20 protein-coding genes are annotated in these 13,970 nt (G+C 32.2%); 14 read left to right on the forward strand and 6 right to left on the reverse strand.

Annotated elements, in window-relative coordinates:
* Positions 1-39 precede the first annotated feature (39 nt).
* Both AC0ONG_RS10000 and AC0ONG_RS10005 read left to right on the forward strand, forming a co-directional pair.
* Positions 40-255, forward strand: a complete 216-nt coding sequence (locus AC0ONG_RS10000) for a YozE family protein (protein WP_000750717.1) — start codon at positions 40-42, stop codon at positions 253-255.
* A 249-nt stretch (positions 256-504) separates the two neighbouring features.
* A complete protein-coding gene (locus AC0ONG_RS10005; RefSeq protein ID WP_000101498.1) occupies positions 505-1,167 on the forward strand; it encodes a hypothetical protein in 663 nt (220 codons plus the stop codon).
* Between the two features lie 4 nt (positions 1,168-1,171).
* Here AC0ONG_RS10005 and AC0ONG_RS10010 read toward each other — a convergent pair whose 3' ends face one another.
* Positions 1,172-1,327, reverse strand: coding sequence for a DUF3930 family protein (locus tag AC0ONG_RS10010; RefSeq protein WP_000431485.1), 156 nt, complete (start codon positions 1,325-1,327; stop codon positions 1,172-1,174).
* A gap of 149 nt (positions 1,328-1,476) precedes the next feature.
* Between AC0ONG_RS10010 and AC0ONG_RS10015 the strand changes: the two genes are divergently transcribed.
* From AC0ONG_RS10015 to AC0ONG_RS10035, 5 genes are all read left to right on the forward strand, one after another.
* Positions 1,477-1,656 (forward strand): YozD family protein, encoded by a 180-nt coding sequence (locus AC0ONG_RS10015; protein WP_000658451.1) that lies wholly within the window; start codon positions 1,477-1,479, stop codon positions 1,654-1,656.
* Positions 1,657-1,767: 111 nt separating this feature from the next.
* Positions 1,768-1,950 carry a hypothetical protein gene (locus tag AC0ONG_RS10020; protein WP_000473371.1) on the forward strand — a complete coding sequence of 61 codons (183 nt, stop codon included), beginning with the start codon at positions 1,768-1,770 and terminating at the stop codon, positions 1,948-1,950.
* Positions 1,950-2,771 carry a serine/threonine protein kinase gene (locus AC0ONG_RS10025; RefSeq protein WP_000872072.1) on the forward strand — a complete coding sequence of 274 codons (822 nt, stop codon included), beginning with the start codon at positions 1,950-1,952 and terminating at the stop codon, positions 2,769-2,771. The genes AC0ONG_RS10020 and AC0ONG_RS10025 overlap by 1 nt, the downstream gene beginning before the upstream one ends.
* On the forward strand, positions 2,753-3,508 hold the full coding sequence (locus AC0ONG_RS10030; protein WP_000486617.1) for a sporulation protein: 756 nt from the start codon (positions 2,753-2,755) through the stop codon (positions 3,506-3,508). The genes AC0ONG_RS10025 and AC0ONG_RS10030 overlap by 19 nt, the downstream gene beginning before the upstream one ends.
* A gap of 77 nt (positions 3,509-3,585) precedes the next feature.
* Positions 3,586-4,221, forward strand: coding sequence for a phosphatase PAP2 family protein (locus AC0ONG_RS10035; RefSeq protein ID WP_002082842.1), 636 nt, complete (start codon positions 3,586-3,588; stop codon positions 4,219-4,221).
* Here AC0ONG_RS10035 and AC0ONG_RS10040 read toward each other — a convergent pair.
* The 3 genes from AC0ONG_RS10040 to AC0ONG_RS10050 all read right to left on the reverse strand — a co-directional run bounded on the left by AC0ONG_RS10040 (position 4,211) and on the right by AC0ONG_RS10050 (position 6,568).
* Positions 4,211-5,092: a cation diffusion facilitator family transporter gene (locus AC0ONG_RS10040; RefSeq protein ID WP_000380385.1), complete on the reverse strand. Its 882-nt coding sequence runs from the start codon at positions 5,090-5,092 to the stop codon at positions 4,211-4,213. The genes AC0ONG_RS10035 and AC0ONG_RS10040 overlap by 11 nt on opposite strands.
* Before the next feature lie 353 nt (positions 5,093-5,445).
* On the reverse strand, positions 5,446-5,760 hold the full coding sequence (locus AC0ONG_RS10045) for a thioredoxin family protein (protein ID WP_000658787.1): 315 nt from the start codon (positions 5,758-5,760) through the stop codon (positions 5,446-5,448).
* A gap of 277 nt (positions 5,761-6,037) precedes the next feature.
* Positions 6,038-6,568 (reverse strand): GNAT family N-acetyltransferase, encoded by a 531-nt coding sequence (locus AC0ONG_RS10050; RefSeq protein WP_000627265.1) that lies wholly within the window; start codon positions 6,566-6,568, stop codon positions 6,038-6,040.
* A gap of 881 nt (positions 6,569-7,449) precedes the next feature.
* Between AC0ONG_RS10050 and AC0ONG_RS10055 the strand changes: the two genes are divergently transcribed.
* Both AC0ONG_RS10055 and AC0ONG_RS10060 read left to right on the forward strand, forming a co-directional pair.
* Complete coding sequence (locus AC0ONG_RS10055) at positions 7,450-7,734, forward strand: hypothetical protein (RefSeq protein WP_002082840.1); 285 nt, start codon at positions 7,450-7,452, stop codon at positions 7,732-7,734.
* A 566-nt stretch (positions 7,735-8,300) separates the two neighbouring features.
* A complete protein-coding gene (locus tag AC0ONG_RS10060; protein ID WP_074789578.1) occupies positions 8,301-8,957 on the forward strand; it encodes a DUF6944 family repetitive protein in 657 nt (218 codons plus the stop codon).
* Positions 8,958-9,382: 425 nt separating this feature from the next.
* On the opposite strand, the gene AC0ONG_RS10065 is transcribed toward AC0ONG_RS10060, so the two are convergent.
* Complete coding sequence (locus tag AC0ONG_RS10065) at positions 9,383-9,520, reverse strand: DUF3956 family protein (protein WP_000443218.1); 138 nt, start codon at positions 9,518-9,520, stop codon at positions 9,383-9,385.
* A 203-nt stretch (positions 9,521-9,723) separates the two neighbouring features.
* On the opposite strand from AC0ONG_RS10065, the gene AC0ONG_RS10070 reads away from it, so the two are divergent.
* The 4 genes from AC0ONG_RS10070 to AC0ONG_RS10085 all read left to right on the forward strand — a co-directional run bounded on the left by AC0ONG_RS10070 (position 9,724) and on the right by AC0ONG_RS10085 (position 11,967).
* Positions 9,724-10,122, forward strand: a complete 399-nt coding sequence (locus tag AC0ONG_RS10070; protein WP_000464544.1) for a CHRD domain-containing protein — start codon at positions 9,724-9,726, stop codon at positions 10,120-10,122.
* A 190-nt stretch (positions 10,123-10,312) separates the two neighbouring features.
* A complete protein-coding gene (locus tag AC0ONG_RS10075; protein ID WP_000500101.1) occupies positions 10,313-10,564 on the forward strand; it encodes a DUF3947 family protein in 252 nt (83 codons plus the stop codon).
* Positions 10,565-10,701: 137 nt separating this feature from the next.
* Positions 10,702-11,238, forward strand: coding sequence for a C1q-like domain-containing protein (locus AC0ONG_RS10080; protein ID WP_014894775.1), 537 nt, complete (start codon positions 10,702-10,704; stop codon positions 11,236-11,238).
* A 153-nt stretch (positions 11,239-11,391) separates the two neighbouring features.
* Complete coding sequence (locus tag AC0ONG_RS10085; RefSeq protein WP_000122944.1) at positions 11,392-11,967, forward strand: complement C1q domain-containing protein; 576 nt, start codon at positions 11,392-11,394, stop codon at positions 11,965-11,967.
* 694 nt (positions 11,968-12,661) lie between these two features.
* On the opposite strand, the gene AC0ONG_RS10090 is transcribed toward AC0ONG_RS10085, so the two are convergent.
* Positions 12,662-12,856: a hypothetical protein gene (locus AC0ONG_RS10090; protein WP_000412557.1), complete on the reverse strand. Its 195-nt coding sequence runs from the start codon at positions 12,854-12,856 to the stop codon at positions 12,662-12,664.
* A gap of 265 nt (positions 12,857-13,121) precedes the next feature.
* On the opposite strand from AC0ONG_RS10090, the gene AC0ONG_RS10095 reads away from it, so the two are divergent.
* On the forward strand, positions 13,122-13,712 hold the full coding sequence (locus AC0ONG_RS10095) for a hypothetical protein (RefSeq protein WP_000392279.1): 591 nt from the start codon (positions 13,122-13,124) through the stop codon (positions 13,710-13,712).
* Positions 13,713-13,970: the final 258 nt, after the last annotated feature.

Here is a 13,970-nt window from a genome sequence, read left to right on the forward strand (position 1 = left end):
TTGTATAATGTACCCAAGTTAGAAAGGTAGGGAATATTTTTGAAAAAGACATTTTACCATTATATGATGAAGCATCGTGCAGCTTTATTTAGAAATGAAATTTCAGATTTAGCAGAGGCGATGTATGATGATTTAAGTTTTCCGAAGCAATCTGAAGACTATGATGAAATTAGTTCATACTTAGAGTTGAGCGGAATGCTAGAAAGTATGTCTATATTTGATGAAGCCTGGGATTTATACATACAAGATAGATAAAAACTATTTGAAAACATACAGAATACATTACTTTGTTTAAAGTGAAGTATTCTGTATGTTTTTTTATATGAAATTTGTTGATTTGAAGCTAGTCTAGTTACTAGCTTTTTTTTGAGTGTAACGTAAATTTTATAAGATTATAATTTTTATTGAAAAAATTTATGAATATAAGCTTCTGTGATAAGCGTTTTTATGTAGGTTGCATATACTGATATCAAAATCACGACGTCAAAAAAAGGAGAGATAGAGATGGCAAGAAAAAAACAACCTAAATACAACGTAGGGGACATAGTCGTGATTACGCTATATGGAACCGTTGGGAAAATCACAAATATGAAGGTTTTAGATGGAGTTTATGTATACGAAGTCAATAATCACGATGGATTTTACGTAGAGCAAACGCTGCAGCACGTTACAGAGCAAGATATGAAAAAGGGCGATACGGAGTGGATTGAATTAAATTATAATTTCACGTTTGGTGATCTTGTGCAAGTAACTGGATATGATAAAGATGTTTTCCGTATTGTTGGTTTTCGTACAGAAGTATGGAGATATAAGAATGACGCATGGGAAGATACAATTTATGAATTGTCACGGATTACGGATGGTGAATGGTTAGAAGCGGATGAGTCAGATTTAACGTTACTTGCCAATGCTCAAACGGCAAATGCAATTTTGAAGAAACTGAAACAAGATAAAGCAGGTATGAATAAATTAGATTTAGGTAAGTTAAAGTCAATTAACAACTCGAAAAAAGTGAGTGTTAAGACGAATCGTCAAGAAATCATTGATGGATTACTTGATATTTATAACGATTATCAATTATTGTTCGATACATTTAAAGATGAAGAATATAAAATTGTAATGGATGTTGTTCATAATTATTTAGTTAAATTGACAGAGAAAAAATAGTTAACTAGAAAGAGAGAATAAATTGAACAACAACATATGCAGTATAAGGTATGCCTACAATTATTAAAAAAATAAAAAGCCACTTTATAAGAGAGTCTGCCCATTGATCTTCATGCATGAACTCTTCTTTTGTTTGTCCTACTTCATATTGATTTTCCATTATTATTTCCCCCTTTGAATAGCTTGTACTACAATCGTATGCATCTCGTCCAAAGCTTATGACCTATAAAAAAATAAAATCTATTTTTCTAATCTCATATACATAATTTTGAGATTTTTTCATAAAACAGAAATAAAGGAGTGATGCTCATGAAGGAAATTGAAGTCGTGATTGATACGGAAGAGATTGCGGAGTTTTTTTATGAGCAACTAATTGAAAGAGGGTACGTCCCGAAACGAGAAGAAATTGAAGATCTCGCAGATATTACATTTGAGTATTTATTAGAGAAATGCATGATTGATGAAGTTTTTGATGAAGAGGATGAATGAAAGTAACGACGGGCATAACTCGTCGTTTTTTTACTCTTTACAAACCTGTCACAAATATAGTCAATAATTATTGGTATAATTAAAATGAAATTTTACTCAAGAGGTGAAGGGATGTTCAAAAAAATTATTGATTCTTTATTAGGAAAGAAAAAATATCGTTCGTATTCAAGTAGTGATTATCGTCGTAGAGGGCGCTCGTATTCAAGTAGCGATTATAAACGACGTTCATCTGGTTATGGACATCAACATTATAAAAGAAAACGTAAAAGCCGTAGCTTCTTTTCAAGTAGCTGATGAAATGGCGTCGTGTACTAGCATTATTTGATAGACCACTGCGGAAAAATACAATTGTTGCAGAACGTTATAAAATTGAATCAGTAATTGGAATGGGCAGTTATGGGGTCACATATGTCGTTAATGATTTACAAGTAAATAGATATAAAGTCTTAAAACAATTAAGACAAAGTAAACAAAGATATGAGTCTGGTAGAAAATCATTTGAACAAGAGAAAATGATTTTACAAACATTAAATCATCATGCAATTCCTAGTCTGTATGATCATTTCATATGGGAGAAAAAGAGCTTCTTTGTGATGGAGTACATGCCTGGTAAAAATTTTGAAGATTATATTTTCATAGATGGGTATGTATATACAGAACGTGAAGTTTTTGAGATTTTATATGAAATATTAGAAATTGTATCGGTGTTTCATAGTGAAGGCATTATTCACCGAGATTTACGCATTCCAAACATATTAATGAAAGAAAATCAAATTAGTATTATTGATTTTGGATTGGCTAAATGGAAAGGTGAGGGTGATGAGAGAGCTACAACTTACGAAGGTGAACAAGCTTTGATGCGAGAAGTCCACTTTCGTAGCGACTTTTATGCACTCGGTCATTTCTCGTTATTTTTATTATATGCAGGATATGAATCTAATGAAAAACAGGAAAAACCATGGTACGAAGAATTAACTTTGGAAAATTATAATCGCGAAATGCTTATGCGAATGTTACAAATAAAAACGCCGTACTATGAGAATGTACAAGATTTAAAACAAGATGTAGCTTCTGCTTTAGAAAGGATGGAGACTCCATGTTTCAAAAGTTTTTAGCAAGCGTTGGTATTGGAAGTGCAAAGGTAGATACTGTTCTTGAAAAAGATGAGTATATTGTTGGGGAAGAAATAGTTGGAAAGGTTCATATAACTGGAGGTTCAGTTAGCCAGCAAATTGAAAGCATTTACTTAACATTATCGACGTCGTATGTACGAGAAGTGGATGATAAAAAAGTAACAGCAACGTATGATTTAGAGCGAGTACGCTTAACAGAACCATTTTCTATAGAACCGAATGAAAAAGTTGAAATTCCATTTTCTTTTCCAATGCCAATTGAAGCACCACTTACACTTGGTATGAAAACGGTTTGGATTCATACAGGTCTTGATATTAAACGTAGTATAGACCCAAGTGACCGCGACTACGTTCAAGTGTTACCCAATGCATTATTAAGTAGTGTTTTAGATAGTGTAAATGAATTAGGGTTTAAAGCACGTCATATAGAATGTGAAGAATTACCGCATCGATTACGTAAGCAAGTTCCATTCGCACAAGAATTTGAGTTTATTCCAGTTTCTGGAGAGTATTATGGGAAATTAGATGAATTAGAATTATTAATCTTGCCACGTGCATACGATCGACTAGAAATTATTATGGAAGTAGATAGAAAATCTCGTGGTTTAGCTGGATTATTCGCTGAGGCGCTTGATCTTGATGAGAAGGTGATTCGTTTTACCGTAACAAGAGAAGATATCCCTGAGATGAAGCAAAAAATTAATAATTATATTTTTTAATAAACTATGCATAAAAAAGAAATGGAGAGGAAAACTAAAACAACCGCTCCATTTTTTTGCATAGTGAGGTTATGTATGTGAAACGATATCGACATTTATACTTGCTAAGTTTTACGTTACTCATTTGTTTTGTCGTATTATCACTTTCGTATCATACCGCTTGTATTGAGAATTTTGACAATATAGTCGCACATTTTATTCAAAGCTTTCGAAACGATTATTTGACGACCTATTTTACTTGGGTGTCTTTTATCGGTTCCAAAAGGATATTTTTCCCATTACTCATTATTCTTGTAATGTATTTTCTCGTTAGAAAAAAGTTGCTTAGTGCATTGCTTCTAACAATTAATTACTACGGATCTCGTTATTTAAACAGTCTGCTTAAACTATGGTACGAACGAGCAAGACCTGATGTTACGCAGCTTGTTACTGCAACTGGATATAGTTTTCCGAGCGGTCATACGATGAATGCTACGGCTTTTTTAGGATTTATTGCATACGTCACAATTACTGAAGATCGTATTTCGTTGCATAAAAAATTGCTAATTATTCTTATAGCAAGCTTTGTTGTATTATCTATTTCAGTTAGCCGAATATATCTTGGCGTGCACTATCCATCTGACATATTAGCAGGATGGGCAGCTGGCGGTAGCTGGCTCGTTTTATGTGTTATATTCCATAAAACGTTCATAAAAAAAGAACCTATGTCATAATAGGTTCTTTTTTCATTGGCTCAACATGAATGTGTGCATGGTAAATTCCAAACTTTTTGCGAAGCATAGCTTCGATGTTGTCGGTAATACAGTGACTTTCTCCAACATCCATACGAGCATCTACTTCAATTGTAATATCAACGTACGTTTGATTCCCGTACATACGTGCTCGAATATCTACAATGTTTTCCACACCGCCAATATGCTCAATAGCATCAGCGTATTCCTCCATTTTATCAGGATCAATTCCATCTGTTAGCATATGAGAAGATTCTACGAAAATCTCCCATGCAGTTTTACAAATAATAAGACCAACAATTAAAGCGGCAATAGGGTCTAAAATAGGCATTTGGAACTGAGAACCGACAATACCTACTACAGTACCGATACTTACGAGTGCATCTGATAAATTATCTTTTGCAGCAGCTTCTAGTGATTTACTTTTTGTTCGTGCTGCAATTTTTTTCGTATACAAATACACGCAGTACATAACGACAGCAGAAAATAAAGCAACCCATGCAGCGAGTACATTAGGTGCTGCTTGTTTCGGATTTAAGAAAGATTGAATGGCACTAATAACAACTTCTAATCCGACTGTTGCCATAATGAAGGACGCAACAAGTGATGCGATTTGTTCGGCCCGTGAATGCCCATACGGATGATCTGGGTCACGAGGTTTACGAGATATTTTTAGACCAATTAATATCGCTAAAGAAGCACCGATATCCGTTAAGTTATTTAAACCGTCAGCACGTAATGCGCTAGAGAGGGTAATATAACTGATGATGATTTTCATAGAGGATAAAAATATGTAGGCCATAATGCTGACAATAGCACCTTTATCAGCTTCTTTATGAGAAAGAGTATCCATTTTAATCACTCACCTTTCTTTAAAGGAATTTCTTTCTATAAATAGAGTATCAAACGAAAGTCGTGTGGGTCTATACAAACATTGTTGACGTTTTATAGCTTTTTAAGAAGGGGATAACAAAGTTTCGTGAAGGAAAAATATGTTGAAAAGTACAAAGTCAGGGTGTGAACCTAATTAGAGTTTATTTACTAAAGAGATAGGAGGGTAGATGGATGAAGAAGCGAATACTTTTCTTAATATGTACTATTCTTATAATGACAGGGTGTAATTCATTAAACGATGAAAAACATCAAAAGATAATTGTGAAAACAGATGAAAGCCCTCTGAAAAATATTTTCCAGAGGGCTTTTATTTTAGTATGCTTCTAAAAACTCAGTAACTTGCTCTTCAGTTTTTGCATTAGCACTATGTAAGTGGCCTAGCTTCTCACCATTTTGGTATACAAGTAAACTTGGAATACCCATTACTTGATACTCTTCAGCGATACTTGGAAACTCATCTTTATTAATAGAATACCATTCAAATTTATTGAACTCTTCCATTACATCTCCGATAAAGTTGTCCATACGTACGCAATCTGGGCACCATGTAGTAAAGAACTTAACAACTACAGGCTCCTCGCTTGCGATGATGTCTTTGAATTCTTGTTCTGTTTTAATTTCTTTCATAAGTAAAACTCCTTTCAATATTACACGAATTTATATGCAAAATTCGTATTTGCAAACATGTTGCAAACTTATTATTTGTTTTTTAGTTTTGTAGTTCGTTCACACTTATAAAACTGTATTTTAAATTGTATATAACATGACTGCACTTCTAAGTGTGAAAATAACGGAACCTCACTTTTCTTTATAAGCTTTTTCCAGGGTTGTGTCAAACTTCTGAATTTTATACAGCAATTAAAGAAGCCCACACTTTGATTGAGTGTGGGCAGAGTGACTAAAATTAATCGCTTATTAATTTCGAATAGATATTTAAATCGATAAGCTTTCCAGCTGATTTTTCGCTCTTTCTCAGAGTCCCTTCAAAAGTAAAGTTTAATTTTTCTAATACCTTTATGGAATTTACATTTGTAGGTTCAACTTTTGCTTCAACACGATATAGTTTTAAATGTGTAAAAGCATAATCTAATAAAGAGGATATTGCTTCAGGGGCATATCCTTTACCCCAAAATTTTTTTGAAATATCATAACCAATCTCAGTCTTTGAGTTTTCAAAATCTAAGGAATTATAGCCACATGAACCGATAATGTGATTAGATTCTTTTTCAATAATAGTAAAACGTATAGCTTTATTATTTTGAGCGAGTTCGTTAAGAAATTGAATCATATCTTTTGCCTGGCTTTCATCGGTGAAATTACTTATATTCATGAATTTAGTAATATCAGGATCAGACCATATTTTAAACATACTTAATGAATCAGATGCTTTCATTTGCCTTAAATATAATCGTTGTGTGTGTAGTTCAGTAATCAATACTTTTACCTCCGTTATGTTGTAAGAATAGGTAGTTTAAAAATATTGATATCTGCGCATAATTCAGTCCCTTCTAGATTAATTAACTTTTATTATACAAGAAAATTACTACAGTGAACAAAGGCGTTAATTGGTTTAGCTATTTTCTATAATTGATGGAATCAGAGAGACAAAGGAACATGGTTTCAGTGGATTTAAAGATTTTAGCCCGCTATTTGTGAGCAGTAAGACCCCACCTTAAAATTCAGCAGAAGCAAAGAAGTTAGGTGGGGGTCGGGCTGCCCGTAAAAGCCCGATTGGTGAGGGCTAATAATCAGTGGGGGATGAACCCCCCCATTGATTAGAGTTTCACTTTATTCAATTCTTTAACAAACCCCTTATCTGGAAATTAAAGAACGCCTTGGGAGAAAGGCGTTCCATGACCAAGGAATGTATGGAAAATGATACTAAATGATTCATAATGAGATGATCATAAGTATTGTATGTATTTCTCTAATGTATGTGAAGTCTTTATTTCATAATATCGAAAAAGAACATGCATATAAGCATGCTCTTTCACAAGAAAGATAGATTTCTATGAGTGGATGCCTCCATACAATAATATATGCTTGTCCAGTTAAAAGGTGAAAAGTTTTATTAAAATCGTTATTTCAATGGAGAAGCCCTAGGATTAGGAGGCTAGGGCTTCAAGTCATGGTATATCTCACACGAAATTATAAAAAGAAAAGAACGTACTGAAGATAACACATGAATATTTCATATTTTATTATAAAAACTGTATAAGGCTAGAATTTATATAAATGTAATGGAAAGTAATTAATAAAAAATTTTATTAGGGATTTGCCTTAATCATTTATAACAGCCAAGAATATTTATAAAATATGACTGTAGAAACAGGTCCGATCTTTATAACGATGGAGGGAATTGGTGTGGACATAACTCAAAGTATGGCCAGAATAGTGGTTAATGGGAAAGATCTTCCGTTTACTTCAGTTAGAACTTCAATATGGAATCAAGGACCTGTAAATGATTTAATTGTTTCGACAAATCGGAGAGTCGAGGAGTTTTATCAATTTATGTGGTCACAAGTGCCAGTTACGCTCACAATGTATTTTCTTCAGGGAGCGGACTTGATGAGATTTGCTAGAATTGTTGGAATCAATTAAAGTGTAACGGGAGAATATATATATCATTTCTTTTGGGGATAAAATGAATTTAAAGCAGTTTAATAGCTGTTTTTTTATTTTATAGAGACATGATTCGAAGGCGAAGAATATGTATGGCTAGGAAGATTAGCTTAGATCGTGATATAGATAAATTATTATCGCTTCTGAGTTTTTAAAAAATTTTCAAGAAAATTGGGAGGTTCTAATTGGATATATATCAACGCTTGGTTATTAATAGGAAATATAATAAAGGTTAAAAAGTTTAATGGAAATTTATTTATTTTTTCGAATCATAAAATGAGCAATTTATGTGAAGAGAATAATGACTAGTGAGTGGTTTAATACATTTAAAGATAGGAACATAAAAAAAGCGGTGTTAGTAATATGTATTATACAAAACAATGTAGAGAAACGATCAATATATAGGTGTTATTTTTAAGGATGTTTATTTTTATAAGACAATATAATAAAGAAGGAACAGGTTAAGGGACAGTTTGAATTTCTAACAGAGAGCTGTGTGATTAAATAGGATAAAAGTAATTATTTAATGTTGGGATAGGTTATAAATGGAGAACCAATTAAAAGAAATATTTGGTGCATTGATAGCAGCTATAGGTACAATAACTTCCGCTATTGGAAGTACACCGTTCTATTTTATAAGCAGTAATGTAAGGGAGAATCTGAATATATATGGAAACACATTGCAAGCAGTTGGTAACGCTTTAGAGGCTGATGGTCAAGGGGGAATTTCTCTTGAAAAAATTGGGAATGAAATCCAATCAATTGGTAATGTAACTGTAATATCAGGGTTAGTTATTGATTTTAAAGATGAAACAAAAGTTAAATTAGTTATTTCTGGAAATTGGGCGCAGGCTTTAGGAGGACTTACAGCATTAGCAGATGAATTTGAAGATACTTCAGATAAGGATGAGTCTTTTAATGTTGTAGGAAACTTATTGCAAGCTATAGGAAATTCCTTGCAAGCGATTGGAGGAATATATGAGCTAAAAAGTATTAGAGGAGATCGGCAGGATAGTAAAGAAAATCTAGTAAATGATACAGGGGAAATTTTAGACAATCAAGCAAATAGTCAACCGGATAAAAAGAAAGAAGGCCAGTCAATAGATACCATAGGAAGTTGGATTCAAGCCGTAGGTTCTATATTTTCATTAATTGGACAAATACGTGAAGAAAGTGAGGAGTTAGAAGGGAGCGATAAATAGACTAGTTGTAAAAGAGCCTCACATATTGCGCATATTTGATAGTAGGAAATTTTTTTATTGAATGCTAAGTTTAAAATTATATGATGCAGTAAGTAAAAAGGGTTCAAGGAGTATTATTAGTTTAATAAAAAAGAGCGGTTAGCAAAAGCGAAAAGTTTTCATGAAAACTGGTAATAGAAACTGCTTTTTAGAAAAATAACATATACTTATTGAAAATGGAATACAGGAGTTCGTATTGTAGGTTTTGCATATGGCTATTCGTTCTCAGGAATTACACGTGAATTAGTAGGATTGTTAGTTTAGTAGTAATGAAACTTATGACGAATATTTCGATAGATGCCATTATCCAAGTGGTGTCTTTTTTTATTGTTAAGGAATAAATAAAAAAGAGAGTTTAAACCCTCTTTTTTATAATTATCTAACTATTATGCGCAAATTGGAATTCCTAATGCTATTAGAGTCAATGCTACTTGAAGAGAAAGTTCTAATCTAGCAATTTCGATTCCAGCAACTGAAATCACTAAAAGAGGTTGTCCATTAACGAACAAAACACAACTTTCCATGCTTACGCCTCCTTTCTAGTAATCTAATATAGTATATGGATTAAACTTAAAAAGTGTAATAGTTAAATGTATGAATTCAATATAATTAATAAATTAAACTATTATATTTAATAAATTAAAATTGACCTAACAGCTGCTTTTTTGTCACTTTATAAGAAGGGCCAGAATATATTAGAAGTATAAAAATTATAGGAGTGATAGATATGTTCTTTGCAAAGTTGCGTGGTAGAAATGAAGTTCCACCAGTAGAAACAGATGCTCGAGGAGAAGGTTTCTTTAAATTAAGCCGGGACGAGCTTAGCCTAAAATTTAAGTTGGATTTATTCGATATAGAGGATGTAGTAGCTGCACATCTGCATCTTGGATTAAAAGGAAAGAACGGTCCTGTTGTAGCTTTTTTATTTGGACCGATAACAAATCCAATTTCAATAGAGTGTGCAACTTTTACGGGAATGATTACTCAAGAAGATTTGGTCGGACCGCTAGTGGGTCAAACATTAGGCACTCTTATAAATGAGATTATATCTGGAAACATATATATTAATGTTCATACAGTACAACATCCTAATGGTGAAATTCGTGGACAACTAAATTATTGCTAATGAATTATGGCAGTAGGAAAATTTAGCGAGAAACAAAAAGCATCCGTTGAGTGTGCTTTTATTTAGAGAATGATATTTATATTGAAAATGTTTAACCTTAATAAGAGCTAGTGGATTAGCTTTTGCACTCACTGAAATATAGAATCATAACATATTTTGTAATAACTTATACGGAAGTGAGTTGAAAATCATGTTTTATTCATATTTTAATTCTCAAGCTGGCATGCGACCAGCGTATGGTACGTCTATAACGTATAGTGGAGCACAAAGTACAGTCCAAGCTATTCAACAAGCATTACAAATGCAACAACAAATGCAAATGCAGCAGCAAGGAGTACAACCATATTACTCATCCGTAGAGTATTTTTACCCAGTACATCATGTTACACCGTATGGAAGTTCTTTTCTTACTATTCCATATGGAACTGTATACAACTTATAACTAGTAAGGAATTATGTGGTGTATATAAATAAGGGTGCAGGTTAATAGCGCCCTTATGAACAATAAAAATAGCTAGTCCAAACCTTATAAATCAATCTTACATAATATGTAGTAATAAGTTTGAAAGGGGAATTAGTATGTCTTGTTATTACTACTGTAAGTATTGTAAGGAGTATAAAAAGAAGCACCATGATTGTTGTAAGAACACTAGTAAGTGCCATGATAACAAGGACAATCTTGTTAGAGCATCGGCATTTAGAGCTAGAAATACTGTGAATCAAAATGTTCCTGCTAATACTTTTGTGAAAGTGTTATTTCAAAATGAACAATTTGATTTAGCGAATGAGTATAATCCAGCAACATCTATTTTTATGCCGAAGACTAAAGGAGTATATTCTATTATTGGAACGATTGGTTTCTTTCCAAACGATCCAACTTTAAATTATAGAGCGCGTGTAGAAATTCGTGTGAATGGAAACGCAGCGATAGCTATAGATAATGACTTTTTTGGTCCAATAAGTTTTGGAAATGTAGTAAGTGTTTCGACGATTGTTCAATTGAATGCAGGGGATGAAGTTGAGGTTTATGCACAAAGTAGTATAGATGGAGTTTTAAGTCCTTTAGAAGATGGTGCACATTTTGAAGCAGCAAGATTTCCTTCTCCGATTAAATAAAGTCATTAAACATTGAGTTTACAGAAGCTTAAAGGTAAACCCTCACCGAAATGGTGAGGGTTTTTTACTCTATTAAAAATAGTAACAGGTCGTCCAAGCTATTCTAATCTATATAGCATACTATATAAAAATAAGTGTAAAGGGGGACTAACTATGTCTTATTATTACTGTAAGTATTGTAAAGATTACAAAAAGGAAAGTCATGATTGTTATAGAAAAAGTAGTAAATGTGATAGGAAGTATGTAAAGGTGAAGTGTTGTGATGATAAGAAAGAGGAGCTTGTAAGGGCATCGGCATTTAGAGCTGTGAATACAGTTAATCAACCTGTTCTAGCAAATACTCCTGTTAAAGTATTATTTCAAAATGAACAATTTGATCTAGCGAATGAATATAATCCAGTAACATCCATTTTCACTCCGAAAACTAGAGGAGTATATAGTGTATTAGGAAATATAACATTTTCTCCAAATGATTTTAATGTGAATTACAGAGCTAGAGTAGAAATTCGTGTAAATGGAAATCCAGCAATAGCGATAGATAATGATTTCTTTGGAACAGGAGTATTTTTTAATAATGATGTTTCAGTAACTACTATTCTTCAATTAGAAGCAGGAGATTCAGTTGAAGTTTTTGCAGAAAGTAGTATTGCGGGCGTAATTGTACAAAATGTTAATGGTTTAAATACGGTTCACTTTGAAGCGGCAAGATTTCCTTCTCCAATTAAATAAAACAGATCATTAAATGTTTTTTAGTAGGTTTAGTTAATCCCCTTACCAAATGGTGGGGGATTATTATTGTTTTTCTAAAATATATAAGTAAACAGGTAAAGTGTAGTTTAATTTGTAGAGGCTTTAACCTTATTCAGATAATGAAAAAAATAATATGTAAATAAGTAACATGCTTCTGAAAACTCAGTGTTAGTAAGTTTACTAGTTTTTTTATAGAACAAGAAAGACGAAATACATAAAAGATCGTATCATTACGTTTTTTCTCTACTATATAGAAATTACATATTGAACATAAATTTGTGAAGGGAATGCTAGTACACTGAAAAGAATAACATAAAGGCGATTACACTATATAAAAACAAAATCAATCCTAAGATGAGTAGTATTGGATGCAGCTTGAACATATTTGACCTCCTTGAGTACATAAAGAATTTTAATATATTGTTGGTCAATTTAGAAGGGGACGGTTACATAAAAAAAGAGCATACATAATAAGTACGCTCCAAAGAAAGATAGGTTTTATGAGTGGATAATCTCCATACGATAATATATGTCCTTTTAATAAAAACGTGTAAAAAATTAATGAATTATCAATGGAATATCATAAAATGAGTAATTTTAGTCTAGGAATGCAGTCATTTTCTTTCTCAGTTATTTTAGGTAACAAAGTTGTGAAAATCGTGCATTATGCGGACTAACAACGGGATAACGATCGTACTTCAGTTACATATTTCTTAAAGTCTGGATATTGCGTGATAGTTTGACATTTTGGGGTGCATAGTTGATTAATAATAGACACATTTGTAATTACTTCGTTACAAGGACCGAAAAATGTAACTTTTAGCTTTGAATTTGGTGGGATTTTGAACACGATAGGCTTTTTTTCCATGAAATCAGCTCCTAATATTGAGTATTATAATTTAATGGATATAGAGTCGTATTAGTATAATATGAAATTTCAGTGGATTTGCTTATAATAAAGAATTTCATAGTAGTAAAAGTGCTTAAAGATGTAAAAGGGAAATTGAGAATGCGAAATAAAATGTTTAATTAATATAATCAATAAATACGAAAATAGTTAATATAACTAATACATTTTTTAATTTGTTACATATCATGTTAGTAAGAATTGTATAAGGAGGTAGTATAAAATAGTGGAAGAAAATGTACAAGCTCAGCTTTCGCCACCGTGGATCACATATTTTAATGAATTAAAAAATTCAATAGGTGCTGATCCAACTGTTACAGTTGGGCCACTTATTCCTGTTGGTGGTAATTATATTATTTTAGTGCATGCGTTAAGTAATGAAAAAGCGAGAGCGTTAGCAACGTTTTTAAAATCTTTTGTACAATTTGGGAATGTAAGTGTGACAGTTATTGTAACGAATAATGAGAATGAAATTGTAAATCCATTTCCTTGTCCACTAGATGCATTTGAAATAGCTCATTTATTTCAAGTAGCACTAGAAAACAATCCTTATTTTGAACAAGTTGTGGTACAGCCTCAGTTCCCTGGCGGACCGAATGTTGTCTTTCCGGTGTTCACTGCGGAAGTCATTCAGTTTTTCAATGACGATATTTCTAACTTATGTCAAACGTTTACAGGTGTTGCTACCAATGTATTTCGTGATGTAATGAATGATGAGGTTTGTGATAGCCCAATATTATTTTCTACAAGTTGTGTTATGAACAGTGAAAATACACAATTACAAAATAAAGATTTAACACCAAAATTGTTTTATTAGACTATAAAAAGACATTTTCAGTAATAGAAAATGTCTTTTTTATGCACCAATAGTGTTCAGGTTGGACAATTGTAGGTTAACAGGAATAATTTTCAATTAATTAAAACTTTTCTAAATCTCATATTTCATGGAAAGATAGTAATTTTGATTTAAGAATATATAGAAAATGAGGAATGATTTTTATTAACTGAAAGGGAATTGATACTGGAAGTTTTAAGTTAATACTATAAGAGGATTTTTTCTAATATCCGTAAAAAT

The organism is Bacillus sp. TCT6, assembly GCF_056033845.1.

Excerpts from the sequence above, each read along its gene's own strand:
- AC0ONG_RS10020 (WP_000473371.1), top strand. The coding sequence starts at position 1,768 with ATGTTCAAAAAAATTATTGATTCTTTATTAGGAAAGAAAAAATATCGT.
- AC0ONG_RS10080 (WP_014894775.1), top strand. The coding sequence starts at position 10,702 with ATGTCTTGTTATTACTACTGTAAGTATTGTAAGGAGTATAAAAAGAAG.
- AC0ONG_RS10085 (WP_000122944.1), top strand. The coding sequence starts at position 11,392 with ATGTCTTATTATTACTGTAAGTATTGTAAAGATTACAAAAAGGAAAGT.
- AC0ONG_RS10075 (WP_000500101.1), top strand. The coding sequence starts at position 10,313 with ATGTTTTATTCATATTTTAATTCTCAAGCTGGCATGCGACCAGCGTAT.
- AC0ONG_RS10040 (WP_000380385.1), bottom strand. The coding sequence starts at position 5,092 with ATGGATACTCTTTCTCATAAAGAAGCTGATAAAGGTGCTATTGTCAGC.
- AC0ONG_RS10045 (WP_000658787.1), bottom strand. The coding sequence starts at position 5,760 with ATGAAAGAAATTAAAACAGAACAAGAATTCAAAGACATCATCGCAAGC.
- AC0ONG_RS10070 (WP_000464544.1), top strand. The coding sequence starts at position 9,724 with ATGTTCTTTGCAAAGTTGCGTGGTAGAAATGAAGTTCCACCAGTAGAA.
- AC0ONG_RS10010 (WP_000431485.1), bottom strand. The coding sequence starts at position 1,327 with ATGGAAAATCAATATGAAGTAGGACAAACAAAAGAAGAGTTCATGCAT.
- AC0ONG_RS10025 (WP_000872072.1), top strand. The coding sequence starts at position 1,950 with ATGAAATGGCGTCGTGTACTAGCATTATTTGATAGACCACTGCGGAAA.
- AC0ONG_RS10015 (WP_000658451.1), top strand. The coding sequence starts at position 1,477 with ATGAAGGAAATTGAAGTCGTGATTGATACGGAAGAGATTGCGGAGTTT.
- AC0ONG_RS10005 (WP_000101498.1), top strand. The coding sequence starts at position 505 with ATGGCAAGAAAAAAACAACCTAAATACAACGTAGGGGACATAGTCGTG.
- AC0ONG_RS10030 (WP_000486617.1), top strand. The coding sequence starts at position 2,753 with ATGTTTCAAAAGTTTTTAGCAAGCGTTGGTATTGGAAGTGCAAAGGTA.
- AC0ONG_RS10055 (WP_002082840.1), top strand. The coding sequence starts at position 7,450 with ATGACTGTAGAAACAGGTCCGATCTTTATAACGATGGAGGGAATTGGT.
- AC0ONG_RS10090 (WP_000412557.1), bottom strand. The coding sequence starts at position 12,856 with ATGGAAAAAAAGCCTATCGTGTTCAAAATCCCACCAAATTCAAAGCTA.
- AC0ONG_RS10060 (WP_074789578.1), top strand. The coding sequence starts at position 8,301 with ATGGAGAACCAATTAAAAGAAATATTTGGTGCATTGATAGCAGCTATA.
- AC0ONG_RS10065 (WP_000443218.1), bottom strand. The coding sequence starts at position 9,520 with ATGGAAAGTTGTGTTTTGTTCGTTAATGGACAACCTCTTTTAGTGATT.